Here is a 25,064-nt window from a genome sequence, read left to right as displayed (position 1 = left end):
GGCGGCGGCCGACCTCGCCGCCGTTGCCGCCGCCGCGCGGCTGCCCGCGGGACCCGAATCGGCGTGTGCGCGGGCGACGGCAGTGGCCCGCGCGATGCGGGCCGACGACGCCCAATGCGCGGTGCGCGACCTGGATGTCGTTGTCACGGTCGGCGTCGCCGTCGGCGAATGGGGCATCGCCCGAGCCGCCGCTCGGGCCGGCCCCACCGGTTAGGTCGGGTTCTCGACCGCCGGCAGGCCCGCCTCGGCCAGTTCCGCGCCGGTCGGCAACCGCACCGACACCAGACCGGCGAACGTCTTTTCATCGAGCTCCACCCGGTTGACGGTTACGTGCACGGCAACCCAGGTATCGCCGTGGCCGGGCATGCGCAGCACCCCGGCGGTCGCGCCGCCGGCGAACGCCGCGGTCATGGCTGCCAGCCTCGGCTCGTCGCCGGGATGTACCCGCGGCGCATTCAGTGCGGTGCGCCGCCAGTCGTAGAACGGGCAGGGCTCGTCAAGCCATTTCAGCAGGGTCCAGCTGCTGAGATCGACCAGCGCACGGTGCACCCCCGGTTGGGCTAATCCGTGCAGGATCCGCTGTCCGAGTGGGTCGGCTGGCTCCGCTGTCCCGCTCGGCGCCGACCGCCAGTTCATCCCCCGTGCGATCAGGTGGTCGCGCCCATCCGGGCCCGGCTCGAGCGCCTTGCGCGCGACGAAACTCACCCGGATCGGGTTGCCCTGCCAATCGGTGCCGTCCCAGGTTTCGCACAGCGTCTGGCCCGGTTCGGTGCCGACCGCCAGTGCCAGCACCTTGCTCTCGTTGGGTTTGAGATCCCGCGACGGCCAATTCTGCGCGAACGATCGACCGTGGGTGTCTTCGACCTCGGGATCCTTGCCGTTGTTGGCCAGCGACTCCGGTGTGTCGGTGGCCACGCCGACGGTCAGGTCCCACTTGAGCGGGCCCGGGATCGGCCGCTCCGGCGGTTTGGCCCGCGTCGGCCCGCTCCAGATATGCACACCGTGTATCCGCCCGTCTGACATCACCACCGGCTCGGTGCGGATCACCCGGTCGTTCTTGGATGTGATACTGACCAGGCTTTGACCGGTTTGCATCGACTCGGCGATCGCCGACCGGATGGCGGCCAGATGTGGATTGCGGCGCAGAAACGCCGTGATCGGAACGAGGTTCCGCTGCTGACGTCCAAGCGCGACCACGGCCGGTTCGTTGCCCAGCGTCTCGGCCAGCAGCCAGTCGTGGGGCATAACGCACATTTTACCGGCCGCGAAGCAACAGATTAGCCGGCTTAATCTGTTGCTGCCCTGCTGAACCGGCGACATTTGGCATGCGTCCACGCGCATACGGCCGACAGGTTGACCAACGATTTGCATACCAATACCGCGGCCGGGTATTTTCCTGCTGCGCCCATCCGGAGTGAGAACGGCTCGCGTTGTCCGACCGTTCGTCGCGCTGTCTTGCGCGCTCGGCACGTCGCATTCTTCAGCAGCGAGGAACGCGTGCTCGTGACGGCTGCAGAGGTCCGGGAAGTCGACTGTCGAGGGGTCGGTCGACGTCCGCATGCCTCACGACGCTTCGTGAGCCAACTCTGCGAGAACCAACCGCAACACGCGCACCGCGCCCGTCTTGTCCAACGGGTCGTTCCCGCTGCCGCATTTCGGAGACTGCACGCACGAGGGGCAGCCGTGCACGCATTCGCACGCCTCGATGGCCGCGGCGGTGGCACCCAGCCAGGTGCGGGCCCGGCGGAACCCGCGTTCGGCGAATCCCGCCCCGCCCGGATAGCCGTCGTAGACGAAGACGCTGGGTAGCCCGTCCCATTCGGGGCCGACTGCGGTGGACAGGCCGCCGATGTCGCCGCGATCGCAGCTGACAACCAGCGGCAGGAGCCCGATCGCCGCATGCTCGGCGGCGTGCAGCGCCCCCGGGATGTGCGGCACGTCGACCCCGTGGCGCTCCAGCGCCTCCGGCGTAATGGTGTACATGACCGCCGAGGTGGCCAATGTTTGCGTCGGCATCTCCAGATCGACGAAGTCGATCACCTCACCGGACAGCCTGCGGCGCAGGTAGCCGACGACGCGGCTGGTGACCGTGACCGGCACCAGACCCAGCGTGACCGATCCGAACACCGTTCGCTCACCTGCCCCGGTGACCACGATGTCGGTGAGTTCGCGGGCGAACGTCGCGTAGCCCGGATCCTCGGCATGGACAACGGCCATGCCCTGCTCGAAGTCCAGCGAATCGACGACGTAGCTCTCACCCTGGTGCAGGTATACCGCTCCCGGGTGCACGGAGGCCGGGGCCTGGCCGGCGCCGGCGGTGCCCAGCAACCGTCCGGTGTCGGCCTCCACGATCACGATCTGGCCGCCGGTGGGTCCCCGGATGTCCACCCCGGGGTGCGGATCCACGCCCGGAGCGGGGTAATACCTGCCGGACCGCCGCCGCAGCAACCCGTCGTCGACCAGCGAGCCGGCGACCTGCTCGGCGCCCAGCGTCCGGATCTCGGTGTCATCTAGGGGTAGCTCAGTTGCCGCACAAAGCAATTGGGGGCCAAGGATGTACGGGTTGGCCGGATCGATGACAACCCGCTCGATCGGCTTGTCCAATAGCGCCGCAGGGTGATGGACCAGATAGGTGTCCAGCGGATCGTCGCGGGCGACCAGCACGATCAACGCGCCCTGGCCCCGCCGGCCCGACCGGCCGGCCTGCTGCCAAAACGAGGTGACCGTCCCCGGAAAGCCGGCCAGTACCACCGCGTCCAGCCCGGCGATGTCCACGCCCAACTCCAGCGCGTTGGTGGTGGCCAGACCGCGCAGTTGCCCGTCGGCCAGCGCGTGTTCCAGCGCGGTGCGGTCTTCGGGCAGATATCCGGCACGGTAGGACGCCACCTTCTCGGTCAGCTCCGGTGCGACTCCGTCCAGGCGGGCACGGGCCGCGAGCGCGGTCAGCTCCGCACCGCGGCGCGACCGAACGAATGTCAACGTGCGGGCCCCCTCGGCGATCAGGTCGGCCATCACCCGTGCCGCCTCGGCACCGGCGGACCGCCGCACCGGGGCGCCGTTCTCCCCGGTCAGGTCGGCGAGCAGGGGCGGCTCCCACAACGCGACCGTGCGGGCGCCCTGCGGCGAGCCGTCCTCGGTGATCTCGGCCACCGGCTGACCGATCAGCTCGGACGCGGTGGCTCCGGGTGAGGCCGTCGTCGCGCTGGCGAAGATTACCGTCGGCGTCGAGCCGGGGTCTGCCGAGTAGCGCGCACACAACCGCAGCAGCCGACGCAGCACCATGGCCACATTCGAACCGAAAACTCCTCGGTAACAGTGACATTCGTCGACAACCAGATAGCGAAGGCCGCGCAGAAAAACCGCCCAGCGCCCGTGGTTTCGCAGCATCGACAGATGCACCATGTCCGGGTTGGAGAACAGCCACCGGGAGCGTTCCCGCGCGAAGCGGCGCACCTCGGCGGGACTGTCACCGTCGTAGGCGGTGGGCGCCACATCATGCAGTCGCGGGATCGCCGCGGTCAACGCATGCGCGGCCCGTAACTGATCGTGCCCGAGTGCTTTGGTCGGCGACAGGTACAGCACCCGGGCCCGCGGATTCCTCGCCAGCGCGCCCAGGATCGGAAGTTGGTAGGCCAGCGATTTTCCCGACGCGGTGCCGGTGCTGATCACCACGTGGCGCCCGGCATGCGCCAGTTCCGCGGCGTCGACCTGGTGTGACCATGGCGAGCCGATACCGCGGTCGACGAACGCGCGGACCACATCGGGCTCGGCCCACGACGGCCACGGGCGCGGCCGGCCGGCCCGCGGCGGCAGCTCGGCGACATGGCGCAGTGGATGCTCACCCGGCTCGCAGCCGCCGAGCGCAGCCCCGAGCAATTCGCGGCCGAACGTTGCCATTGCCCACCTTTGTCAGTCTGGCGTGGTATTTGAATTCTTATCGGTTGCCGAATTGATCACCCGAGGCTGTCGCAGACGCGATGAACATGATTGACTATTGGGCGGTCGCAGCTTCTGTGTTCGTGTCAAACTTTCGCAGGATCGACGTTGCGGCCGCGGTTCCTGCGAGGGTGTAGGTCGGGTGAAGTTCCGGCGACTCCACGGGTATGGCGGTCACAGCGGGCCCGGAGCACCGAAACACGGTGTTCCGTACCCAAGAAAAGAAGGAAAGAAATGCCACAGGGAACTGTGAAGTGGTTCAACGCGGAGAAGGGGTTCGGCTTTATCGCCCCGGAAGACGGTTCCGCGGATGTGTTTGTCCACTACACGGAGATCCAGGGAACGGGCTTCCGCACCCTTGAGGAGAACCAGCGAGTCGAGTTCGAGGTCGGCCAGAGCCCCAAGGGGCCGCAGGCCACCGGCGTTCGCTCCATCTGAGTAACTTGCGACGAGCCCCCCGGGCGTCCCGATCATCGGGTTCAGCCCGGGGGTTTGTCGTTGCCGCGCCGCGTCGCGGCGCTCGTCGACGCCGGGCGCGGCTTACTGTCGGTGGCGTGAGCCAGCTGTCGTTCTTCTCGGCCGAGTCGGTGCCGCCTGCGGTCACCGACCTGACCGGCGTGCTGGCGGCCACCGGTCAGGTTGTGCTGCTCGACGGCGGGGCCCGCCTCTCGGTGGTCGTGGATCAGCTCTGGCGGGCCGACGCGCTGGCCGAGATGATCGACGAGGCCGGCCTGGCATCCGAGATCGCCCGCACCGAGGAGGACACTCCGCTGGTGCGGACCGCGGTGGACGTCCGGCTGCGCCGCATCGCTGCCGAGTGGACGCGGGGCGCGGTCAAGACGGTGCCCCCGCTGTGGCTGCCCGGGCCGCGGGAACTGCGGGCCTGGACACTGGCGGCCGGCAGCCTGGAAGCCGACCATTACCTGCTCGGACTGGACCCGCACGCGCCGGATACCCATTCCCCGCTGGCGTCGACGTTGATGCGGGTCGGGATCGCGCCGACCTTGATCGGGACCCGCGGTGCTCGGCCGGCGCTGCGGATCAGTGGCCGACGCCGGTTATCACGCCTGGTAGAAAACGTGGGGGAACCACCCGACGCCGCCGAAGCGTTCTCGTGCTGGCCCCGCGTTTAGCGACGACCGGGAGGGTTACCACCGGGGAGTCGGTTTGCGTCGACCCGCCCCGGGTGTCACATTGTCAGGTACCTTCAGGCCCGAACGACCCGGCGACCACGCCGGCCGGTCATGGACCTGGGGCCGGGGACAAAGAAGTGGAGCGTAAGCGCAGTTGGCTGACGGCGGTAGCGGCAGCCCTATTAACAGGGGTAATGGCAGCGCGCGGCGACTCGTTATCGTCGAGTCGCCGACGAAGGCGCGCAAATTAGCCGGCTATCTGGGCTCGAACTACATCGTCGAGTCGTCGCGGGGCCATATCCGGGATTTGCCGCGTGCCGCGGCCGACGTGCCGGCGAAGTACAAATCCGAGCCCTGGGCTCGGCTCGGCGTCAACGTCGACGGGGATTTCGAACCGCTCTACATCATCAGCCCCGACAAGAAGCGCACCGTCAGCGAGCTCAAAGGCCTGCTCAAAGACGTCGATGAGCTCTACCTGGCCACTGATGGCGACCGAGAAGGCGAAGCGATCGCCTGGCATCTGTTGGAGACGCTGAAACCCAGCATCCCGGTCAAACGGATGGTCTTCCATGAGATCACCGAGCCGGCTATCCGGGCAGCCGCCGAGCATCCACGCGGTCTGGACATCGACTTGGTCGACGCCCAGGAAACCCGCCGCATCCTGGACCGGCTGTATGGCTACGAGGTCAGCCCGGTGTTGTGGAAGAAGGTGGCGCCGAAGCTTTCGGCGGGCCGGGTGCAATCGGTGGCCACTCGCATCATCGTGGCTCGCGAACGTGACCGGATGGCGTTCCGCAGCGCCGCCTACTGGGATGTGGTCGCCGAGTTGGACGCCAGCGTGTCCGACCCGCAGGCGTCCCCGCCGACCTTCACCGCGCGACTGACCGGCGTCGACGGTCTGCGGGTCGCCACCGGCCGCGATTTCGACTCGCTGGGCGTCCTGCGCAAGCCCGATGAAGTGGTGGTGCTCGATGAGACCCGCGCGGGCGCGCTAGCCGACGGTTTGCGCGGCGCCCAGCTGACCGTGGCGGCGGTGGAGGAAAAGCCCTACACGCGTCGCCCATATCCGCCGTTCATGACCTCGACGCTGCAACAGGAGGCGGGCCGCAAGCTGCGGTTTTCCGCCGAGCGGACGATGCGCGTCGCCCAGCGGCTCTACGAGAACGGCTACATCACGTACATGCGGACCGACTCGACGACGCTGTCGGAGTCGGCGATCACCGCGGCCCGTACCCAGGCTCGCCAGCTTTACGGTGAGGAGTACGTCTCGCCGTCACCGCGCCAGTACACCCGCAAGGTGAAAAACGCGCAGGAAGCCCATGAGGCGATCCGGCCCGCCGGGGAGACGTTCGCCACCCCTGACGCGGTGCGCCGTGAACTCGACGGCGACGATTTCCGGCTCTATGAGCTGATCTGGCAGCGCACGGTCGCCTCGCAGATGGCCGATGCGCGCGGCACCACGCTGAGCCTGCGGATCGGCGGGGCATCCAGCGAGGCGCAGGTCGTGTTCTCCGCCAGCGGGCGCACCCTCACCTTCCCGGGCTTCCTGAAGGCCTACGTGGAAACCGTCGACGAACTGGCCGGCGGCGAGGCCGACGATGCCGAGCGGCGGTTGCCGCACCTGACGCAGGGTCAGCGGGTGGACACTACCGAGCTGACCCCCGACGGGCATTCCACCAACCCGCCGCCTCGCTACACGGAGGCGTCGCTGGTCAAAGCGCTCGAGGAGCTGGGTATCGGGCGGCCGTCGACCTACTCGTCGATCATCAAGACGATCCAGGACCGTGGCTACGTGTACAAGAAGGGCAGCGCGCTGGTGCCGTCCTGGGTCGCGTTCGCCGTCATCGGGCTGCTGGAGCAGCATTTCGGCCGACTGGTCGACTACGGCTTCACCGCTGCCATGGAAGACGAGCTCGACGAGATCGCCGCCGGACACGAGCAGCGCACCACCTGGCTCAACCACTTCTACTTCGGTGGCGACCACGGCGTGCCCGACTCGGTGGCCCGCTCGGGCGGCCTGAAAAAGCTTGTCGGTGTCAACCTCGAGGGCATCGACGCTCGAGAAGTCAACTCCATCAAGCTGTTTGACGACGCCCAAGGACGTTCCGTTTATGTGCGGGTGGGCAAGAACGGACCGTACCTGGAGCGCATGGTGACCGGCGACGACGGCGAGCCGACGCCACAACGGGCCAACCTCAACGACACGCTCACCCCGGATGAGTTGACTCTGGACCTGGCCGAGGAGCTTTTCGCCACACCGCAAGAGGGCCGGGTGCTCGGTGTGGATCCGGAGACCGGACACGAGATCGTCGCCAAAGATGGCCGGTACGGGCCGTATGTGACCGAGGTCTTGCCCGCACCGCCTGAGGGCGACGAGGGTTCCGCACCCGCCAAGAAGGGCAAGACGGCCACCGGTCCCAAGCGGCGCACCGGATCGCTGTTGCGCAGCATGGACCTGCGGACCGTCACCCTTGACGACGCACTGAAACTGCTGTCGTTGCCGCGGGTGGTGGGTGTCGACCCTGACACGGGTGAGGAGATCACCGCCCAGAACGGGCGTTACGGTCCATACCTGCGGCGCGGCAAGGATTCTCGCTCGCTGGCTACCGAAGATCAGATTTTCGACATCACCCTCGACGCGGCGTTGAAGATCTATGCCGAGCCGAAACGCCGTGGTGGCCAACGTGTATCGGCGCCACCGTTGCGTGAGCTCGGCACCGATCCCGCGACGGGCAAGCCGATGGTGATCAAGGACGGCCGGTTCGGGCCCTACGTCACCGACGGGGAGACCAACGCCAGTCTGCGCAAGGGCGACGACGTGTTGTCGATCACCGACGAACGCGGTGCCGAGTTGCTGGCCGACCGTCGCGCTCGGGGCCCCGCCAAGCGGACGACAAAAAAGAGCACCCACAAAGCGTCGGCCAAGAAGCGGCGCTAGCTACTGACCTCGCTGGAAACCTCTTGCGGTGCAGCCAGATTCAGCGGTCGAGCCAGTTGAGTTGGTGAGGCGCGGCCACGCAGTGAGACCACTTCGCCGACATCCCAGCACAGCGCCTCGGCGTCCAGCGCGCCACTGACCGCGATCGCCGAGGCCAGCACGTGGCCGTCTTCGAGCTTGGCCAGCTCGGTCAGCCGCGCGGCCTCGTTGACCGGGTCACCGATCACGGTGTACTCGAATCGGGCCTGCGCGCCGATATGGCCGGCGATGGCCCGCCCGGCCGACACTCCGATGCCGAACTCCGCGGTACCGATCACCGGCAGCAGTTCGTCATGCAGTTCGCGAGCCGCAGCCAACGCCGCGCCCGCACCGTCGGGATGCTCGATGGGAGCGCCGAAAATCGCCAACGCCGCATCGCCCTGGAATTTGTTGACAAAGCCACCGTGCCGGCCGACGGTGTCGACCACCACCCGGAAGAACTCGTTCAGCAAGCTGACCACCTCGGCGGGCGGTCGTGTCGCCGCCAGCTTCGTGGAGCCGACCAGGTCGACGAACAGCACCGCGACATCGCGCTCCTGTCCGCCCAACTCGGTGCCGCGCTCCAGGGCGCGCCGCGCCACATCCTCACCGACGTAGCGGCCGAACAGGTCACGCAGCCGCTGCCGCTCGGCGAGGTCGCGGACCATGTCGTTGAAGCCGGCCTGCAGCAGACCCAGCTCGCTGGCGTCGTAAATCTGCATGTGCGCGTTGTAGTTACCGCGCTGCACCTCCCCGAGCGCCCAGCGCAGCTGCCGCAGCGGGTCGGCGGTCGACATCGCTACCAGCAGCGTGCTGGCCAACCCGATCACCAATGCGGCCAATGCCATCAGCAGGATCGGCGTGAACAGCTTCTCCGCCGGTGCGTGCAGGAAGGCGAACCGGTCTGCCACCACGGCCAGCACGATCGCCAGCAGCGGCACACCGGTGGATAGTGCCCAGGTCAGCAGCTGGCGCAAGATGACGCCCGGTGCCCGCAGGTTCTCCGGCACACCGGCGCGCAGCGCGGCGACGGCCACCGGACGCAGCACCCGTTCGGCCTGCAGGTAGCCGATGATCGCAGTGGCGGCGGCGCCCAGGGCGACGGCGACAGCGACCACGGGTGCCAGGTGGCTGGTTTCTCGCCAGCTGATGATGATGAACACCACGCCACCGATGCACCAGTAGCCCAGGCTGATCAGCGTGCGGTAGAAGGGCATCCGTAACGCACGACTGCGGGCCAGTTCGGTGGTGGCCGGATCGTCGTCGACGAGCAGTCCGTCGCGGCGCTGCCACCGGAACACCGGCACAAGCAGCCGCACACTCACTGAGGTCCCCGTGGCGAAGAGCGCGACGATTACCAGCCCGAAGATCGCCATGTTGAGGTGCGGCAGCTCCTGCAACTCGATGCGGTCCTCGGGCGGCAGCCCGTAGCGCAGGAAGCCGAACACGAGTAGCCCGCCGACGATGTCGGCCTGCACCATGCTCAGCGTCAACACCGGCCACGGGGTGCGCACCAGCCACTGGAGGAATCCACTGATCCGCCCGGGAAGTGCCGCCGTGGTGGTCACCAGCACACCGTATCGGTCGGCGGTGACCACAACGTAGCCAAAGAGCCTTCGGTCGTGTCGCCGGCGAGCACTACTGTTACCGGTGATGTCCGGGGTATTTACGCGGCTCGTCGGCCAGGAGTCGGTGGAGGTCGAGTTGGTGGCCGCCGCCCAAGCGGCCCGCGGTGATTCGGCTCACACCACGGCAATGACCCACGCCTGGCTGATCACCGGCCCGCCCGGCTCGGGCCGCTCGGTCGCGGCGCTGTGCTTCGCGGCCGCGCTGCAGTGCACGTCGGATGGTGTGCCGGGCTGCGGCCGGTGCCGCGCCTGCACGACGACAATGGCCGGCACGCACGCCGACGTGCGGCGGGTCATTCCGGAGGGGTTGTCGATCGGTGTCGACGAGATGCGGGCCATCGTCGGAGTCGCGTCCCGGCGGCCGAGCACCGGGCGTTGGCAGGTGGTGCTGATCGAGGATGCCGACCGGCTTACCGAAGGCGCGGCGAACGCGTTGCTCAAGGTCGTCGAGGAACCGCCGCCGTCGACGGTGTTTTTGCTGTGTGCGCCGTCGGTGGACCCGGAGGACATCGCCGTCACACTTCGGTCGCGTTGCCGGCACGTCGCGCTGGCGACCCCCTCGGCGGCGGCGATCGCGCAGGTGTTGGTCGATAGCGACGGACTGGCCGCCGACACGGCGAACTGGGCGGCGTCGGTCTGCGGTGGACATGTCGGGCGGGCGCGGCGGTTGGCCACCGACCCGGAGGCACGCGAGGGACGGCAGCGGGCGCTGGGGCTGGCCCGTGACGCGGCGACGCCGTCACGGGCCTATGCGGCCGCCGAGGAGCTGGTGGCCGCCGCCGAGGCGGAGGCCCAAGTGTTGACTGCCGGGCGCGACGAGGCCGAAACCGAGTACCTGCGCACGGCGTTGGGTGCGGGCGGCACCGGCAAGGGAACCGCGGCGGCGTTGCGCGGCGCCACCGGGGCGATCAGAGACCTCGAACGACGGCAGAAGTCGCGTCAGACCCGGGCGTCGCGGGATGCGCTGGACCGGGCGCTGATCGATCTGGCGACCTACTTCCGGGATGCGCTGCTGGTGGCCACCGGCGCCGACACCGTGCGGGCCAACCACCCTGACATGGCCGAGCGGGTGGCGGCGATGGCCGCCCACGCCACCCCAGAGCGGCTACTGCGCTGTATCGAAGCGGTGCTGGAGTGCCGCGAAGCGTTGGCGGTCAACGTCAAACCCCGCTTCGCCGTCGATGCGATGGTCGCCACCATCGGCCAGGCGCTGCGGTCTGACCTGTAGACTCATGCCGCCCGCAAGGGCATGCCGCCTTAGCTCAGTCGGCCAGAGCGATTCACTCGTAATGAATAGGTCGGGGGTTCGATTCCCCCAGGCGGCTCGCGCTCAGCCCGGCACCAGATAACCCACCGGCCCGGCCGCGACGCACACCGCCAGCGCGGCGGTTTCGGCCTGCACCGTGATCGCATTGCCCGCGCCGGGTAGCCGCACATAGACCCGGTTGAGCCCGGGATGCACCGGAACCTTGACCCGCGGCCCGTCCATCAGCCAAATCGTCATCGAGCCGTCGCTGTTGGCCAGGTAGTTGAGCTCGGCGGTCCAGTCCGCCGGCAACAGCGGGCCGTCGATCCCAAGCGCCGCGGGGCTGTCGGGTTGCACGAAGTATCCGCACCGGGGTGTGGGCCCGGGCACGATGGTGCGGATCCAGGCCACCCGCGCGTCCACCAGCCGCCCTGAGCTGTCCAGCATCCGCAATTGCGTTGTGGTCGTGGCGAATTCCGGGCGATCGCGCAGCAGCGCGAACATATGACTGGCCAGGTTCTCCGGCCAGGCCACCCGGCCCAGCACCAGTGGGTCGACCTCCTGGTCGAGCAGCGGCGGGTTTGCGGCGGCATGCGCGGCGGCCAGACTCCGGCGCGCGTTCTGCAGGTACGGCTGGGCGGGATTGTCCCGCCACGAGCTCAGAAACGTCGCGGTCGAATACCAGCTGCTGGCAACGAACAACACCGTCAAACCCGTCGTCACCAGGGTGCGCGGCAGAGACGCGTCCAGCCAGCCCGGGGACGCGCGGTTCGGTGCGCAGAACCCGACCGCGGCCAGCAGCGCCAGCACGACGACCAGGTCCGGGAAATACCGCAGGGTCTGGGCCAGCTCCAGGGCGGTGAAGCGCGACGATCGCATCAGATAGATCGGTACCTGGCAGGCCACCGCGTAGCCGGCCGCGGTCAGCCACACCGGCCCGATGCGTCGTTTGCGGATCAGCGTGATTATCAGCGCCGCCGCCAGCACCAGCCAGCCGAGCACCCGGACCGCTAGCGGCGGAGTGGCCCATGGTGAGGCCGGCGCCCAGCGGGCCCACGCCCATGGCCCGCCGGCCAGGCCGGGCACGATGCCATGGGTGATCGAGCGCCACAGCAGATTCCCCGTCATCGCCAGATCCGTGCTCCACCGCTGCTGGTCGACCACCGCGAGGTAGACCACAATCCAGGCGGCGGTCAGCGCCAGCGACGCCGTCCACAACCGGACACCGGCGCGCCACACCGTCGCCAGCGCAGCGCGATCGCCCTGCACGTGGCGGCACAGCGCGGCGATCGTGAACGCGACGAACGGGATCACCGCGGCCTTCTCGAAGAACACCAGCCCGCCGAGGTAGACCAGGACGCCGGTCACCGCGTAGCGCTGGTTGCCGGTGCGGACCAGCTGGAGCGCGTCACCGCAAACCCAGGCCAGCGCCGCCAGCATCGGCAGCGAGTTCAGCGCCGCCGCCCACCACGCGAAACCCGGAATGCCCAACGGGGTGAACAGCGCGAAGGTCAGCGGCACGAGCAGCACCGGCCGCCAGCCCAGAATCACATGCAGTGCGCGCAGCAGCGCCAACGAGACCAATAGTTGCAGCACCACCAGGCTGATCGCCGGCCCGGTCCAGTTCAGCGGCGCCAGCCGGGTGATGGCCCCGGCGACCAGGTAGGCGCCGGGCATGACGTGGCCGTCGTGATCGTCGAACAGATACGACGCCGACAGCAGCTGATGCGTGCCGGCCCGACCGATCAGGATCAGGTCGTCCCAGTAGAAGTAGCCGCCGAACGCGAGCACCGCCCGGATCGCCAGTTGCGCAGCGACCAGTGCGGTGGCGACCAGTGCGATTCGGGGTACCCGCGTCACCGGCGGAATCCGGGGAGCCCGTCGGTATGGTGGGCCGGTGCGCGCACTGGTCACCGGGGCAGCCGGTTTCATCGGGTCGACGCTAGTCGACCGGCTGCTGAACGACGGTCACACCGTGGTGGGCCTGGACAACTTCGCGTCCGGCCGGGCGACCAACCTCGAGCACCTGGTCGACACCGAATCGTTCGTCTTCGTCGAAGCGGACATCGTCACCGCGGACCTGCAGGCCATCCTCGACGAACACCGTCCGGAGGTGGTGTTCCATCTGGCCGCCCAAATCGACGTGCGGCACTCGGTGGCCGACCCGGAGTTCGACGCGTCGGTGAACGTCGTCGGCACGGTCCGGCTGGCCGACGCCGCCCGCAGCGCACAAGTGCGCAAGATCGTGGACACTTCCTCGGGCGGATCCATCTACGGCATCCCGCCTACGTACCCGACCAGCGAGACGGTGCCGACCGATCCGGCATCGCCGTACGCCGCGGGCAAGCTAGCCGGGGAGATCTACCTCAATGCGTTTCGGCATCTCTACGGCCTGGATTGCTCGCACATCGCGCCGGCCAATGTCTACGGCCCGCGCCAGGATCCGCACGGCGAGGCCGGGGTGGTGGCGATCTTCGCCCAGGGGCTGCTCTCCGGGAAAGCCACCTGGGTTTTCGGTGACGGCTCCAACACCCGTGACTATGTCTACGTCGACGACGTGGTGGATGCGTTCGTCAAAGCAGCTGCGCCGGTGGGTGGCGGGCAGCGGTTCAACATCGGAACCGGCGTGGAAACCTCGGATTGCCAACTGCATTCAGCGATGGCGGCGGCGGTGGGTGTACCCGACGACCCGGAGTTTCACCCGCCACGGCTCGGCGATTTAAAGCGGTCGTGCCTCGACTTCGGCCGCGCACAACGGGTTTTGGGCTGGCGTCCGCAGGTTCGACTCGACGACGGGCTGCGCCGCACCGTCGAGTACTTCCGGGTCGCGCATTCGGGCTAGCTGCGTTTCGCGGGTTTACGACTCAACAACGCATCGCGTTGGGATCGTCGAATAGGTCGTAGCGGCCGGTCTTCTTCCATTGCTCTGCCGCCTTGTGCGGATCGCCGAACCACCGGACATGCGGCGCCACCTCGGCCGGGGGACGCGCTCCGTCGGTAAGGTGCCCCGTCGGGATTTCTTCAGGGATAAGCGGGGCGGACAGAAAGGGATTCAGGACTCGGACACCGAACAGGATCAGATTGTAGGTTCCGGGTAGCGCGGCCGACGGCACGATCATCGCGGTTGCACCGCCGTCCCGCACCAAATCGGCCAATGCCTGGGTAGCGGTGTAGTCGTCGCCGACGAGCTCGTCAGGTGTCACCCCATATCGGTCGCAGTCGTCGAAGTCGACCCGTGTCGCGTCATCGGCGTCGACGAGCGCGGTCCACAAGTTCAAGAGGACATCGTCTGGATTGCCGCTCGCGCCAACGTTGTGGCGAAGCATCTCGGCGGCAGGGCCCAGTGGATGAAGGCTTAGATACTGCACCGTGTCGCTTTTGGCACGGTGAAAACGGCCGGCCCGTGAGCTGGGGAACGCCCACCACGGCGAGTCATAGGACGCGTGTCGAAATGCCGTCAGTCTCATGCCGTCATGGCACGAGCGGCCGTGGCGGCGCTGAGGAGCTGCGGGTAGCACAGTGGGTCATCGAGCAGCTCGATCGGACGCCGCCCGAGGACGGGATGCTCGCGGTAGAACCAGGCGACTACACCGGGACCGGTGAATAAGTGGCGTAGCTGGTTCACAACTCGCCCAACCACGCGGATCCGCGCGGCATCATCGGCCGCCGGCTCAGGCCCGCCCGCAGCAAGCCAGCGCTGAAGCTGGCGAACGGAAACCCCGAGGAGGTCTGCGAGAGACTTCTGCGGGGCCGCGAGGATGTCGGCTGTCCTGGCAAGTACTTCGCGGACTGGAGCATCATCGTTGTACGGCTGGTCTTCGGTGATGTCGCGCAACGCGTGGCGGAATTGCTCGAGCGCAATGCGAACATCCCTACGCTGGTTCGCAGCATTGCCGTGGCGGAGCGCTTTCTCGGCGCGAAACGCCGCTGCCCACAGTGTCGTCGTGAGATATGGGTCGGCCTCGAGCCGCAACGGTGTCGCAGCCCCCAGTGTCGGCTCGAAGCTGTCGATGAGCTTAGCAACCTCGGGCGGAACCGTCTCAGATCGCTGTAGCTGCTTGGTCGCCTCGTTCACCCGGCTGAGTAAGGCATCAAGCTGGTCAGTTGTCGTAGCCATGTCATCATCATACGACATACCTACGCCATCAGCTCTAACCCTGCTCGGGTACCTGCGCACTCTCCAGTGCGATGGCGCGGGCCAGCCGGGCGTAGCGCAACTCCAGGTCCTTGAATCGCAGGTAGGTGCTCAGCGTGGTGAAGCTGAACGCGACGATCAACGCGTAGAGCATCAGGTCGGTCCCGCGCGCCACACCGACCCAATGCGCCACCACCGTGGTGTCGTTGGGTCGCAGCACCGCATACACCGCGGCCAAAACGAACACGATGTAGCCGACCTTGACCCAGGCCCGCGACTGCGCGCTGCGTCGCGAACGCAGCAGATAGAACAGCAGCGCGATGATCGAGCCGATCAGCAGCACCTTGATCCACGTCATCGCGGCATCCTTCCTCGCAGGAACCCATCGAAGATGATGTTGACGCCGTTGAGCAGCGGCTGACCCTTGGATTTGGAGTATTCGGTGTAGAGCACCTCGACCGGCTCTTCGGCGATCCGCCAGTGGTGTTCGTCGATCAGCATGACGAACTCGGTGGCATGGCTCATCCCGCTCATCGTGATGTCGAGCACGTCGGCGACTCGCTTGTTGAACACCCGCAGGCCGTTGTTGGTGTCGGTCAATCCCAGGCGCCGTCCGCGCGGGCTCAGCCATGTCGCGGTCCGCAGCACGAGGCGTTTGACCAGCGGCGGTCGGGTGACACCGGGCCCGAACCTGGTTCCGATCACGAGGTCGACATCGCCGGCGGCCAGCCGTCCGACCATCGCGACGACGTTTTTGACCTGGTGCTGACCGTCGCCGTCGAAGGTGGCGAAGACCTGCGCACCGGGCTGTCGTCGGGCGTACTCGACGCCGGTCTGGATGGCGGCACCCTGGCCCAGGTTCACCGGGTGGCGCACCAGGTGAGCTCCGGCCCGCAACGCGATCTCGCCGGTGCCGTCGCTGCTGCCGTCGTCCACACACACGACGTGATCAAAGACCGAGCGGACGTCGGCGACGACGTCGCCGATGACACCGGCTTCGTTGAAGGCCGGAACGACGATCCAGACGTCGGGGTAACCCATTTCGATCCCACAAATTACACGCCGGATACGGTCGATCAGCTGCCGCGACGCGCGAGGGCGGCCAGATGCACGCCAATTCCCACCAGCGGACCGCACAGCAGCGCAATGATCGTGCGGGTCTCCAGCGACAGCGGCAACAGCAGCAACAGCGTTGCCGCGACGGTTGCCCCGACCCAACCCAGCGCGTAGGCTCGATGCAACGCGGCCGCGACCGCCGAGGCGCCGGTGAGCGTCAGCAGCGCGATCGCCACCGCGCCGGCCGTCAGCCACGCCAGCAGGGCGCTGCCGGCCTGATAGTCCGGCCCGAACGCGACTCGCAACAGCCACGGGCCGGCCAGGCCCGCGGCCGGCACGCCGATCGCACCGATCCCGGCGACCAGCACCGCCGGCGAGATCAGCGCCCGCAGCCGCTCGGTGCGCTGGTCAACGAAGTGGGCGATCAGGTTGCCCTGCATGGCGTACAGCGGCACCAGCAGCGGCGCCCGGGTCAAGGTGACCGCCAGGATCACCACCCCGCCCTGGGCGCCCAACTCGGCCGAGGTGACTTTCAGCAGCACCGGAAAACCCATCACCAGAACCGCGCTGGCGCCCGCCGCGGTGATCGAGTGAGCCGCCCCGCGCAGGAAGGTGGCGGTGCTCCCCGGTGTCAGCAGTCGCGACGCGGCCCGAGCCGTCGGCGAGAACGCCAGCATGATCAGCCACGCCACCGAGCCCGCGACGGTGGCCCACAAAAACCCGACCAGGCCCCAGCCGATCATGAAGGTGGCCACCGCGACCGCCATCCGGATGGCGGCGTCGGTCACCATCAGCGCCCCGTACTGCGTCCAGTGGTCGGCGCCGGCCAGCATGCCCAGCAGGGTGGCGTGTAGGCAGAACCCGGCCAGCCCGACGCTGAGCAGGCCGACCGAGAGCCAGCGGGCGTCGACGAACACCTGCGCACTCCACAGTGGTGAGCTTCCGGCGATCGCCACGGCCGCGACCAGCCCGACCATTCCGGCAGCCTGCAGCGGACGGGTCCGGCGGCCCGGCACGGCCGGGGTGTAGCGCACCGCGCGGACTTCCCGGGTGGTTTCCTGCAGCAGGCCGCCGGCGGCCCCGGCGACCAGCCCAAACGCGCCCCAGAACACCGCGAACACCGAGAAGCCGGCCGGCGCCAGGTCACGAGCCGCCAAATAGACGACGCCGTACACGCACAGGGCGGTCAGTACGGTCGCCGAACCCACCCGGGCCATGCTGCTGCGTGTTATCGGCCCGGCGGATGCTGCGGTACCGCCGACCTCGGTCACAGTGGCAGCAACTGTTTAGCGGGGACCGTCGGCATCGCCACAGTTTGAAGATACTAAGCGCCCGTCCGGGCGCCCGATGAGCTGGCGTCGCCGTGTAGCGCGTCACCGTAACGGGTACAGCTCGCTCGCCGGCACTCGAACAAGGTGGGAGACGGGTTATGGGCAACTTCGGCGACTACCAGTACCAGTTCTACAAAGCCGGGGTTCTCAACAAGACGTCACCGTTTCCGTTTACCTTCGCCGAGTGGGAACACCGCGCCTGCGAGAGCATGGACCCGTTGATCTACGGCTATGTCAAAGGTGGCGCCGGTGACGAGGAAACCCAGGACATCAATGTCACCGAGCTGCGCCGCTACGGCCTGACACCGCGAATGCTGCGCGACCGCAGCGAGCGCGACATGTCGGTCACGTTCCTCGACCGCAAGCTGCCGTCGCCGGTGTTCCTCTGCCCGGTCGGAGTTCTCGGCAACATCCGACCGGAGGGTGATCTGGAGGCCGCCCGGGTTTGCGACGAACTCGACCTGGTTGGCATGTATTCCACGCTCTCGTCGGCCACCATCGAAGAAGTCGCGGAGGCTCGCGGCCGATCATTCGGTGTGTTCCAGCTCTATCCCACGGCCGACGAGAAACTGACCGAAAGCATCGTCATGCGGGCCGAGAGAGCCGGTTTCGACGCCATCGCCGTCACCGTCGACTACGGCACGGTTGGCTGGCGGCCTCGAGACCTCTCGCACGGATTCATGCCGATGATGCGCGGCGACTGTATCGCCAACTACACCTCGGATCCACGCTTCCGCGAATTAGCCGGTGTGACAAGCGAAAAGGACCTCGACCCGATGCACGCCGGCGCGGTGTGGATGGACGTGTTCGCCAACCCGGCATTCACCTGGCACGATCTGACCTGGTTACGCCAGATCACCGAACTGCCGCTCATCGTCAAGGGAATCTGCCTACCCGACGACGCCGCCCACGCTAGGCAGCTCGGCGTGGATGTCATCGCATGCTCCAATCATGGTGGGCGCCAGGCAAACGGCGGTGTTCCCGCTATTTGCCACCTCGAGCCGGTCATCGAAGCCGCCGGCGGCCTGCCGGTGACGTATGACTCGGGAATCCGCGACGGCGTCGACGTACTGCGCGCCTGTGGGCTGGGGGGGGACCTGTTGGCTGGGGGCCGCGCTGGTCGGCATCGGCCGGCCGTACGCGTACGGTTTGGCGGTCGGCGGACGCGAGGGCCTGCGGACCGTCGTGTCGCAGATCCTGGCCGAGGCCGATCTGACAATGGCGGTCGACTGCTACACCGAGCTGGATCAACTCGCCGTCGAGCGGCTGGATTGATCGGCTTGGTGCACGCCGGTAAGCGTGTCTTAGTGGCCGGTGGTCTTGAACCGTTCCACCGAGCGCTGCACCTCGGCTTCGGCATCGGCGCGGCCCACCCAGTCGGCGGCCTCGACATATTTGCCCGGTTCCAGCGCCTTGTACTGCGAGAAGAAGTGTTTGATGGTGTCCAGTTCGAACTCCGGAACGTCGCCGATGTCCTTGATGTGATCCCACCGGTGGTCACCGGCCGGTACGCACAACACCTTGTCGTCGCCGCCGGCTTCGTCGGTCATCCGGAACATGCCGACCGGGCGCGCCCTGACCAGTACGCCCGGGAACAGTGGTTGCGGTAGCAGCACCATCGCGTCGAGCGGGTCGCCGTCCTCTCCGAGGGTGTCCTCGATGAAGCCGTAGTCGGCCGGGTAGGCCATCGAGGTATAGAGGTAACGGTCCAGGCGAACCCGTCCGGTTTCGTGGTCGACCTCGTATTTGTTCCGTTGGCCCTTCGGAATTTCGATCGTCACGTCGAATTCCACCGCTTCGGCTCCTTCGTGGTGTCAATGCTCATCCGCTCGGAGGTACACCCTAATGGAGTCGACCTGTTGGGCAGAATAGGACCGGAGGAGTCAGGAGAGTCATGCGTCCCACCCGGTGGCGGCCGTCAACCCACCTGATCGTGGGGGCGGCCGTACTGGCGATAGTTGCCGTTCTGCTGGCGACAGCGGCGGTGTTCACCGCGAAACATCGCGAGGCACGCGATGCCGACATTCCACCGCCGCCGGCCGTCACTGCGAACCCGGGGGTCGTGCCGGTGCCCGACACCGCCGCGATGCCGACCCCCGCCGGGTTGACGGCGATGCTGGCGCCCGCACTGGCCGACCGCAATCTGGGCCTGCTGGCCGGGCGGGTCACCGACGCGATGACCGCCACAGAGCTCTGGCAACAGCAGGACGGCGCGCCGATGCTGCCTGCGTCGACCAACAAGACGCTCACCTCCGCGGCCGCACTGCTGGCGCTGGACCGGGACGCCCGGATCACCACCCGGGTGGTAGCCGGCGACGCGCCGGGCGTCGTCGTGCTGGTGGGCGGGGGTGATCCGACGCTGTCCGGGGCCCGGCCGGGCCAGCAGACCTGGTATCACGGCGCGGCCCGGATCAGCGATCTGGCCGATCAGGTTCGCCACAGCGGCGTGGCACCGGCCGCGGTGCACGTGGACACCTCGGCGTTCAGCGGACCTCTGCTGGCGCCGGGCTGGGATCCGGGCGATATCGAGGGCGGTGATGTGGCCCCGATCGAGTCGGTGATGCTCGACGCCGGGCGTATCCAGCCGGCGACCGTCGAGTCCACTCGATCGCATACCCCGGCTCTGGATGCGGGCCGCGCGCTTGCCCTCGCACTCGGCGTCGACCCGAGTCGCGTGACGATCGCCCCCCACCCCGCGCCGACCGGTGCACGGCAGCTGGCCGCGGTGCAGTCGGCGCCGCTGATCCAGCGGCTGCAGCAGATGATGGACGCCTCCGACAACGTGATGGCCGAATGTATCGGTCGCGAAGTCGCGGCGGACCTGGGCCGGCCGCGCAGCTTCGCCGGCGCCGTCGATGCGGTGATCAACCGGCTGAGCACCGCGCACATCGACGTCACCGGTGCCGCCCTGCAGGATTCCAGCGGGTTGTCGGTCGATGACCGGCTCACGGCGAAGTCCCTCGATGCCGTCGTGCAGGCGGCGGCCGGGCCCGACCAGCCGGCGCTGCGGCCGCTGCTGGACATGCTGCCGATCGCCGGCGGCAGCGGCACGCTGAGTGACCGCTTCCTTGATCCCACCTTCAAGCCCGGCCCGGCGGCCGGCTGGTTGCGGGCCAAAACCGGGTCGCTGACCGCCATTAATGCGCTGGCGGGGGTGGTCACCGACGTCAGCGGACGAGTGCTGACCTTCGCCCTGATCTCCAACGACGCCGGCCCGACCGGTCGCATTGCGGTCGACAACCTGGCCGCGGCCTTAAGGTCATGTGGATGCGCAACGTGAGCTCGGCGCCGGAGCTGACAGTCGGTCGCGCCGTCGATTGGCGCTTCGCGGCCACCGTCGGGGAATGGCTGGCCCGCCCGGGCCCGCCGGCCACCGACTACACCCGCGGGCAGGCGATCGATGACCTGGCCGGTGCCGCCATCGCGGCCGAACCGCCGGTCCGTGAAGTGACCGGCCTGCACGCCGGCGACCTGATGCCCGATGCACGCATCGTCGACCGGCCGGCATGGATCCGCGCGGCCGCCGAGTCAATGCGGGTAATGACCGGCGGAACCGATAAGCCGCGGGGCGCGATCACCGGACGGGTGGCCGGCGCGCAGACCGGTGCGGTGCTGGCATTCGTCGCGTCCGGAATCCTCGGCCAGTACGACCCCTTCGTCGACGGCGGCTGCCTGCTGCTGGTGTATCCCAACGTCATCGCGGTCGAGCGGCAATTGCGGGTCGAGCCGTCCGATTTCCGGTTGTGGGTGTGCCTGCATGAGGTGACGCACCGGGTGCAGTTCACCGCCAACCCGTGGCTATCCGGCTACATGTCGGAGGCGCTGGGCGTGCTGACGCAGGAAAGTGGTGACGACGTCGCTCAGGTGGTGTCGCGCCTGGTCGATTTCGTCCGTGGTCGCGGTGAATCGTCGGACGGCGCCCCGGGCTCGCAGTCGTCGGGTGTGCTGGGCCTGGTGCGCGCCGTGCAGTCCGAGCCGCAGCGCCGGGCCCTGGATCGGCTGCTGGTGCTCGGCACCTTGCTGGAGGGACATGCCGATCACGTGATGGACGCCGTCGGGCCGGCGGTGGTGCCGTCGGTGGCGATCATCCGCCGCCGCTTCGACGACCGTCGTCAGCGCAAACAGCCACCGCTGCAACGGCTGCTGCGCGCATTGCTGGGCATCGACGCCAAGCTCAGCCAGTACACCCGCGGCAAGGCGTTCGTCGACGATGTGGTGGGCCGGGTCGGGATGCAGCGGTTCAACGTCATCTGGTCCGGCCCCGAGACGCTGCCCCTGCCGGCCGAGATCGAAGACCCGCAACGGTGGATCGATCGGGTGCTGTAGGCCGGCTGCATACGGCAGTCGCGGCCTTCGCCAAGGAGTACCTTCCGGCCGTCGAGCGGTGGTGCGTGGCGCTCTCGGGCGGTCCGGATTCGTTGGCGCTCACCGCGGTGGCGGCGGCCATGCTGCCGACCACCGCGCTGATCGTCGACCACGGTCTGCAGACCGGCTCGGCGGAGGTTGCCGCAGCCGCCCGAACTCAGGCGCTGGAACTGGGATGCGTTGCGGCCGAAGTTCTTTGTGTTGAGGTGAGTGGTGACGGCGGTCCGGAGGGGGCGGCGCGCACAGCTCGCTACCTTGCGCTGGACGCCGCGCGTCGCGATCGCCCGGTGCTGCTGGCGCACACCCTCGACGATCAGGCCGAGACCGTGCTGCTCGGGCTGGGCCGCGGTTCGGGAGCCCGCTCGATCGCCGGGATGCGCCCGGACGATCCGCCGTGGTTCCGGCCGCTGCTGGGGGTGCGGCGCAGCGTGACGCACGCGGTCTGTGCGGAGTTGGGGCTGGCCGCGTGGCAGGATCCGCACAACACCGACCGCCGCTTCACCCGGAGCCGACTGCGCCAGGAAGTGCTGCCGCTGCTGGAAGACGTGCTGGGCGGCGGGGTGGCCGAGGCGCTGGCCCGCACCGCGGCGGCGTTGCGGGAAGACACCGAGTTGATCGACACGCTGATCGCGCAGGCGCTGGCCACCTCGATGACCGATGACGGGCTCGACACCCGGGTGTTGACGGACTTGCCGAGTCCGGTCCGCCGCGGCGTCATCCGCAGCTGGCTGCTGGCCGGTGGCGCGACCAGCCTGACGGATAAGCAGATTCGCGGGGTCGACACGCTGGTCACCGCGTGGCGTGGCCAGGGCGGGGTGGCAGTCGGGTCGACGCTGCGCGGCCAGCGGTTGGTCGCGGGCCGACGTGGCAGGCTGCTGACGCTGCGATCCGAGCCGATCTGACTCGCGCTCCCGGCCGGTGACGTGGCACGCTGTGCACGTGGGAGCGGACTCGCGGGAGTTGTACCCGGGGGACATCAAATCGGTGCTACTCACCGAGGAGCAGATCAAGACCCGCACCGCCGAGCTTGGTGCGCAAATCGGTGAGGATTACCAGTCCGGCTCAGACAGCCAGGATCTGCTGTTGATCACCGTGCTCAAGGGTGCGGTCATGTTTGTCACCGACTTGGCGCGCGCTATTCCGCTGCCGACCCAGTTCGAGTTCATGGCGGTCAGCTCCTACGGATCGTCGACGTCGTCGTCGGGAGTGGTGCGCATCCTCAAGGACCTGGACCGCGATATCAACGATCGGGACGCGCTGATCGTCGAGGACGTCGTCGATTCCGGGCTGACGTTGTCGTGGCTGCTGCGTAACCTGGCCACTCGCCGTCCGCGGTCATTGCGGGTGTGCACGCTGCTGCGCAAACCCGACGCGGTGCGCGCCAATGTCGACATCGCCTACGTGGGATTCGACATCCCCCACGAGTTCGTCGTCGGCTACGGCCTCGACTATGAGGAGCGCTACCGCGACCTGCCCTACATCGGCACCCTGGACCCGCGGGTCTATCAGGAGTAGCTAGCGCAGCTCCCAGATCGCGGTCACCGAGAAGTTCACCGTCTGCTGGCCCGGTTCCAGCGGAACTTCGGTTGCCATCGGCGCGCGCGGCATCGGTGTCGGTGGTGGCGTGCCGCCGGTGGCCTCCGAGATGGAGATCACCTTGCCCAGGCTGAGCCCGGCCAGCTGCGCATACTGCCCGGCCCGGTCCTTGGCGTCCTGGAAAGCCCGCGCACGTGCGTCCTTGACCAGCCTCGAGTCGTCGGCGATGGAATAGCTCACCGAGTTGATCCGGGTTGCGTCGCCGCCCGTGGTCACGATCACGGCCAACAGGTTCGACGCCGCATCCGTTTTGCGGATCTTGACCCGGATCGAGTTGGCGGCGCGATAGCCGGTGATGGTTCCGGTGGTTCCGCCGTATTGCGGTTGCAGGGTGACGTCGGTGGTGCTGATGTCTTTGTTGTCCACGCCGGCGCCGGTCAGCGCGTTGATGACGGCCTGCTGCCGTTCGTTGGTTTGATCCATTGCCGCGGTGACGTCGGGTGCGATGAATTCGATCGCGACGTCGACGGTCAGGGTGTCCGGGGCGCCTTCGACTTCGCCTGCGCCGACGACCGTCACCTGCCGCGACTGGTCTTTGACCGGACCGGGGTCGCTGTCGCATGCGGACAGCGACGCGACGACGATTCCCAACGCGGCGACAAGACGCAACATGTCTGGCACCCTATGCGAGGATTACCCGTGATGACCGTCGCCCCGGCGAGAGCGCTCGCCTTAGCAATCGAACCCTTCGCGGGACAGGTGTACTTCTCCCCGGAATGCCACCAGAGTTATGCGGCACTCGGGTTCGGGCCCAGCCCCGCGAAAACGGGCGAGGTCGAGATGCCCGACGGTCCGGCCTACTTCTGCAGCCGCGGCTCGGTGATGGGGCAGGTGCCCGGTGAGGTGATCGCCGCGGCCTTCGCGGTGTTCAACCCCGCGGTCGTGGTGCCGGCGGTCGCCAACGGGTGGACGCTGACCGACGCCTCCACGATCTGCGCGGCACGAACCGACGGCGCGGTGCGACAGCTGCGCCGTATTCTCGGTGCTCACCCGGACGGCCTCGATCGGGTGTTGGAGCTGCTACAGCGCGCGACGGACCGGTTGCCGTTGGCGGGAAAGCCGCTGTTTGCGGGTCTCGTCGCCCTCGGTCTGCCAGGCGAGGCGCTGGCCGACGCCTGGCGTCTTGCCGACGAGCTGCGCGAATACCGCGGCGACGTCCACGTGAACGTCTGGACCAGTGCCGGTTTCGATGGTGTCGAGATCGGCCTTATCACCGAGCTGTACTGGGGGATGCCGCTGCGCAGCTACATACGAACCAGAGCCTGGACCGACGAAGACCTGGCTGCGGCCGAGAAACGGCTGGAGTCACGCGGGCTGGTCCGCGATGGCGCGCTCACCGACGCAGGGCGGACAGCCCGGGAGACGATCGAGGTGGCCACCGACGAGGGATGCATGCCTATTACCGCCGCACTGGGTGACGACCTCGACGAGCTAGTCGGCCTCATCGGCGCGTGGTCGCGGCAGCTGCAAGCAGCTGGCGGTTATCCGGCTGCAGGGCCGCAGGACCTTGCTGCGCTGGCGAACCGCTGATCGCGTTCAGAAGGGCGGGTCGTCGGGTAGCGGTTCGGGTTCGTCTGGCGTCCAATCCGGTGGTAGTTCTTCGGGTTCGCGCGGGTCGTTGACCCAGGTGCAGAACGGGCTGGTGCTGGGTGTGCCTTTGAAGAGGAACAGCATGTCGCGCA

Annotated in this window: 21 protein-coding genes, 1 tRNA gene and 2 pseudogenes; 13 read left to right on the top strand and 11 right to left on the bottom strand. The window is 68.1% G+C overall.

What is annotated here, in order from left to right:
* A pseudogene (locus tag ACRDTL_RS10050) lies at window positions 1–214 on the top strand (Rv3654c family TadE-like protein); the annotation flags it as partial.
* Here ACRDTL_RS10050 and ACRDTL_RS10045 read toward each other — a convergent pair.
* Entirely contained in the window at window positions 211–1,245 is a 1,035-nt protein-coding gene (locus tag ACRDTL_RS10045; protein WP_431506556.1) for a PAS domain-containing protein, read from the bottom strand. The pseudogene ACRDTL_RS10050 and the gene ACRDTL_RS10045 overlap by 4 nt on opposite strands.
* A 318-nt stretch (window positions 1,246–1,563) precedes the next feature.
* On the bottom strand, window positions 1,564–3,897 hold the full coding sequence (locus tag ACRDTL_RS10040) for a DEAD/DEAH box helicase (RefSeq protein ID WP_431506555.1): 2,334 nt from the start codon (window positions 3,895–3,897) through the stop codon (window positions 1,564–1,566).
* Between the two features lie 273 nt (window positions 3,898–4,170).
* On the opposite strand from ACRDTL_RS10040, the gene cspA reads away from it, so the two are divergent.
* The 3 genes from cspA (at window position 4,171) to topA (ending at window position 8,007) form a co-directional block, all read left to right on the top strand.
* Entirely contained in the window at window positions 4,171–4,374 is a 204-nt protein-coding gene (cspA, locus tag ACRDTL_RS10035) for a cold shock protein CspA (protein ID WP_083088599.1), read from the top strand.
* Window positions 4,375–4,490: 116 nt separating this feature from the next.
* Complete coding sequence (locus ACRDTL_RS10030; RefSeq protein WP_431506554.1) at window positions 4,491–5,069, top strand: hypothetical protein; 579 nt, start codon at window positions 4,491–4,493, stop codon at window positions 5,067–5,069.
* Between the two features lie 154 nt (window positions 5,070–5,223).
* A complete protein-coding gene (topA, locus tag ACRDTL_RS10025; RefSeq protein WP_431506553.1) occupies window positions 5,224–8,007 on the top strand; it encodes a type I DNA topoisomerase in 2,784 nt (927 codons plus the stop codon).
* On the opposite strand, the gene ACRDTL_RS10020 is transcribed toward topA, so the two are convergent.
* Complete coding sequence (locus ACRDTL_RS10020) at window positions 8,004–9,623, bottom strand: adenylate/guanylate cyclase domain-containing protein (RefSeq protein ID WP_431506552.1); 1,620 nt, start codon at window positions 9,621–9,623, stop codon at window positions 8,004–8,006. The genes topA and ACRDTL_RS10020 overlap by 4 nt on opposite strands.
* 55 nt (window positions 9,624–9,678) lie before the next feature.
* Here ACRDTL_RS10020 and ACRDTL_RS10015 point away from each other — a divergent pair, with 55 nt between their 5' ends.
* Both ACRDTL_RS10015 and ACRDTL_RS10010 read left to right on the top strand, forming a co-directional pair.
* Window positions 9,679–10,881, top strand: a complete 1,203-nt coding sequence (locus tag ACRDTL_RS10015) for a DNA polymerase III subunit delta' (protein ID WP_431506551.1) — start codon at window positions 9,679–9,681, stop codon at window positions 10,879–10,881.
* Window positions 10,882–10,904: 23 nt separating this feature from the next.
* Window positions 10,905–10,978 (top strand) — tRNA-Thr (locus ACRDTL_RS10010).
* A gap of 5 nt (window positions 10,979–10,983) precedes the next feature.
* Here ACRDTL_RS10010 and ACRDTL_RS10005 read toward each other — a convergent pair.
* On the bottom strand, window positions 10,984–12,831 hold the full coding sequence (locus ACRDTL_RS10005; RefSeq protein ID WP_431506550.1) for a hypothetical protein: 1,848 nt from the start codon (window positions 12,829–12,831) through the stop codon (window positions 10,984–10,986).
* On the opposite strand from ACRDTL_RS10005, the gene ACRDTL_RS10000 reads away from it, so the two are divergent.
* Window positions 12,797–13,741, top strand: a complete 945-nt coding sequence (locus tag ACRDTL_RS10000) for an NAD-dependent epimerase/dehydratase family protein (RefSeq protein ID WP_431506549.1) — start codon at window positions 12,797–12,799, stop codon at window positions 13,739–13,741. The genes ACRDTL_RS10005 and ACRDTL_RS10000 overlap by 35 nt on opposite strands.
* A gap of 22 nt (window positions 13,742–13,763) precedes the next feature.
* Here the strand turns inward: ACRDTL_RS10000 and ACRDTL_RS09995 are convergent, their stop codons facing one another.
* Genes ACRDTL_RS09995 through ACRDTL_RS09975 form a run of 5 tightly spaced genes read right to left on the bottom strand, consistent with a single transcriptional unit; the run spans window position 13,764 to window position 17,307 of the window.
* Entirely contained in the window at window positions 13,764–14,366 is a 603-nt protein-coding gene (locus ACRDTL_RS09995; RefSeq protein ID WP_431506548.1) for an RES family NAD+ phosphorylase, read from the bottom strand.
* On the bottom strand, window positions 14,363–15,016 hold the full coding sequence (locus ACRDTL_RS09990) for a hypothetical protein (RefSeq protein WP_431506547.1): 654 nt from the start codon (window positions 15,014–15,016) through the stop codon (window positions 14,363–14,365). Before ACRDTL_RS09990 ends, ACRDTL_RS09995 begins: the two co-directional genes overlap by 4 nt.
* Before the next feature lie 34 nt (window positions 15,017–15,050).
* Entirely contained in the window at window positions 15,051–15,392 is a 342-nt protein-coding gene (locus ACRDTL_RS09985) for a DUF2304 domain-containing protein (RefSeq protein WP_431506546.1), read from the bottom strand.
* On the bottom strand, window positions 15,389–16,075 hold the full coding sequence (locus ACRDTL_RS09980; RefSeq protein ID WP_431506545.1) for a glycosyltransferase family 2 protein: 687 nt from the start codon (window positions 16,073–16,075) through the stop codon (window positions 15,389–15,391). The genes ACRDTL_RS09985 and ACRDTL_RS09980 overlap by 4 nt, the downstream gene beginning before the upstream one ends.
* 35 nt (window positions 16,076–16,110) lie before the next feature.
* Window positions 16,111–17,307, bottom strand: a complete 1,197-nt coding sequence (locus tag ACRDTL_RS09975) for a hypothetical protein (protein ID WP_431506558.1) — start codon at window positions 17,305–17,307, stop codon at window positions 16,111–16,113.
* A gap of 212 nt (window positions 17,308–17,519) precedes the next feature.
* On the opposite strand from ACRDTL_RS09975, the pseudogene ACRDTL_RS09970 reads away from it, so the two are divergent.
* Window positions 17,520–18,696: pseudogene (locus ACRDTL_RS09970) on the top strand (alpha-hydroxy-acid oxidizing protein).
* Window positions 18,697–18,725: 29 nt separating this feature from the next.
* Here the strand turns inward: ACRDTL_RS09970 and ACRDTL_RS09965 are convergent.
* Window positions 18,726–19,214 (bottom strand): inorganic diphosphatase, encoded by a 489-nt coding sequence (locus ACRDTL_RS09965; RefSeq protein WP_431506544.1) that lies wholly within the window; start codon window positions 19,212–19,214, stop codon window positions 18,726–18,728.
* A 101-nt stretch (window positions 19,215–19,315) separates the two neighbouring features.
* On the opposite strand from ACRDTL_RS09965, the gene dacB reads away from it, so the two are divergent.
* The 4 genes from dacB to hpt are packed head-to-tail and all read left to right on the top strand — an operon-like array spanning window position 19,316 to window position 23,301.
* Entirely contained in the window at window positions 19,316–20,701 is a 1,386-nt protein-coding gene (gene dacB, locus ACRDTL_RS09960) for a D-alanyl-D-alanine carboxypeptidase/D-alanyl-D-alanine endopeptidase (protein WP_431506543.1), read from the top strand.
* Complete coding sequence (locus ACRDTL_RS09955; protein ID WP_431506557.1) at window positions 20,698–21,747, top strand: zinc-dependent metalloprotease; 1,050 nt, start codon at window positions 20,698–20,700, stop codon at window positions 21,745–21,747. Before dacB ends, ACRDTL_RS09955 begins: the two co-directional genes overlap by 4 nt.
* Window positions 21,726–22,688 carry a tRNA lysidine(34) synthetase TilS gene (gene tilS, locus ACRDTL_RS09950; protein ID WP_431506542.1) on the top strand — a complete coding sequence of 321 codons (963 nt, stop codon included), beginning with the start codon at window positions 21,726–21,728 and terminating at the stop codon, window positions 22,686–22,688. The genes ACRDTL_RS09955 and tilS overlap by 22 nt, the downstream gene beginning before the upstream one ends.
* Before the next feature lie 16 nt (window positions 22,689–22,704).
* On the top strand, window positions 22,705–23,301 hold the full coding sequence (gene hpt / locus ACRDTL_RS09945) for a hypoxanthine phosphoribosyltransferase (RefSeq protein WP_431506541.1): 597 nt from the start codon (window positions 22,705–22,707) through the stop codon (window positions 23,299–23,301).
* On the opposite strand, the gene ACRDTL_RS09940 is transcribed toward hpt, so the two are convergent.
* Entirely contained in the window at window positions 23,302–23,994 is a 693-nt protein-coding gene (locus ACRDTL_RS09940; protein ID WP_431506540.1) for an SIMPL domain-containing protein, read from the bottom strand.
* A gap of 30 nt (window positions 23,995–24,024) precedes the next feature.
* On the opposite strand from ACRDTL_RS09940, the gene ACRDTL_RS09935 reads away from it, so the two are divergent.
* Complete coding sequence (locus ACRDTL_RS09935) at window positions 24,025–24,912, top strand: SCO6745 family protein (RefSeq protein ID WP_431506539.1); 888 nt, start codon at window positions 24,025–24,027, stop codon at window positions 24,910–24,912.
* The last annotated feature ends 152 nt before the right edge of the window (window positions 24,913–25,064 follow it).

Origin of the sequence: Mycobacterium sp., assembly GCF_050700595.1 — a bacterium.
Classification (GTDB): Bacteria; Actinomycetota; Actinomycetes; order Mycobacteriales; family Mycobacteriaceae; genus Mycobacterium.
Note: the sequence above shows the minus strand (reverse complement) of the source record. Positions and strands in the feature narration are given on the sequence as shown.

Excerpts from the sequence above, each read along its gene's own strand:
- ACRDTL_RS10005 (WP_431506550.1), bottom strand. The coding sequence starts at position 12,831 with ATGAAACCGGCTGCCCCGGTGACCAGTGCGCGCACCGGCCCACCATAC.
- ACRDTL_RS09985 (WP_431506546.1), bottom strand. The coding sequence starts at position 15,392 with ATGACGTGGATCAAGGTGCTGCTGATCGGCTCGATCATCGCGCTGCTG.
- ACRDTL_RS09995 (WP_431506548.1), bottom strand. The coding sequence starts at position 14,366 with ATGAGACTGACGGCATTTCGACACGCGTCCTATGACTCGCCGTGGTGG.
- ACRDTL_RS10040 (WP_431506555.1), bottom strand. The coding sequence starts at position 3,897 with ATGGCAACGTTCGGCCGCGAATTGCTCGGGGCTGCGCTCGGCGGCTGC.
- ACRDTL_RS09935 (WP_431506539.1), top strand. The coding sequence starts at position 24,025 with ATGACCGTCGCCCCGGCGAGAGCGCTCGCCTTAGCAATCGAACCCTTC.
- ACRDTL_RS10015 (WP_431506551.1), top strand. The coding sequence starts at position 9,679 with ATGTCCGGGGTATTTACGCGGCTCGTCGGCCAGGAGTCGGTGGAGGTC.
- ACRDTL_RS09990 (WP_431506547.1), bottom strand. The coding sequence starts at position 15,016 with ATGGCTACGACAACTGACCAGCTTGATGCCTTACTCAGCCGGGTGAAC.
- ACRDTL_RS09940 (WP_431506540.1), bottom strand. The coding sequence starts at position 23,994 with ATGTTGCGTCTTGTCGCCGCGTTGGGAATCGTCGTCGCGTCGCTGTCC.
- cspA (WP_083088599.1), top strand. The coding sequence starts at position 4,171 with ATGCCACAGGGAACTGTGAAGTGGTTCAACGCGGAGAAGGGGTTCGGC.
- dacB (WP_431506543.1), top strand. The coding sequence starts at position 19,316 with ATGCGTCCCACCCGGTGGCGGCCGTCAACCCACCTGATCGTGGGGGCG.
- ACRDTL_RS09980 (WP_431506545.1), bottom strand. The coding sequence starts at position 16,075 with ATGGGTTACCCCGACGTCTGGATCGTCGTTCCGGCCTTCAACGAAGCC.
- ACRDTL_RS10045 (WP_431506556.1), bottom strand. The coding sequence starts at position 1,245 with ATGCCCCACGACTGGCTGCTGGCCGAGACGCTGGGCAACGAACCGGCC.
- ACRDTL_RS09975 (WP_431506558.1), bottom strand. The coding sequence starts at position 17,307 with ATGGCCCGGGTGGGTTCGGCGACCGTACTGACCGCCCTGTGCGTGTAC.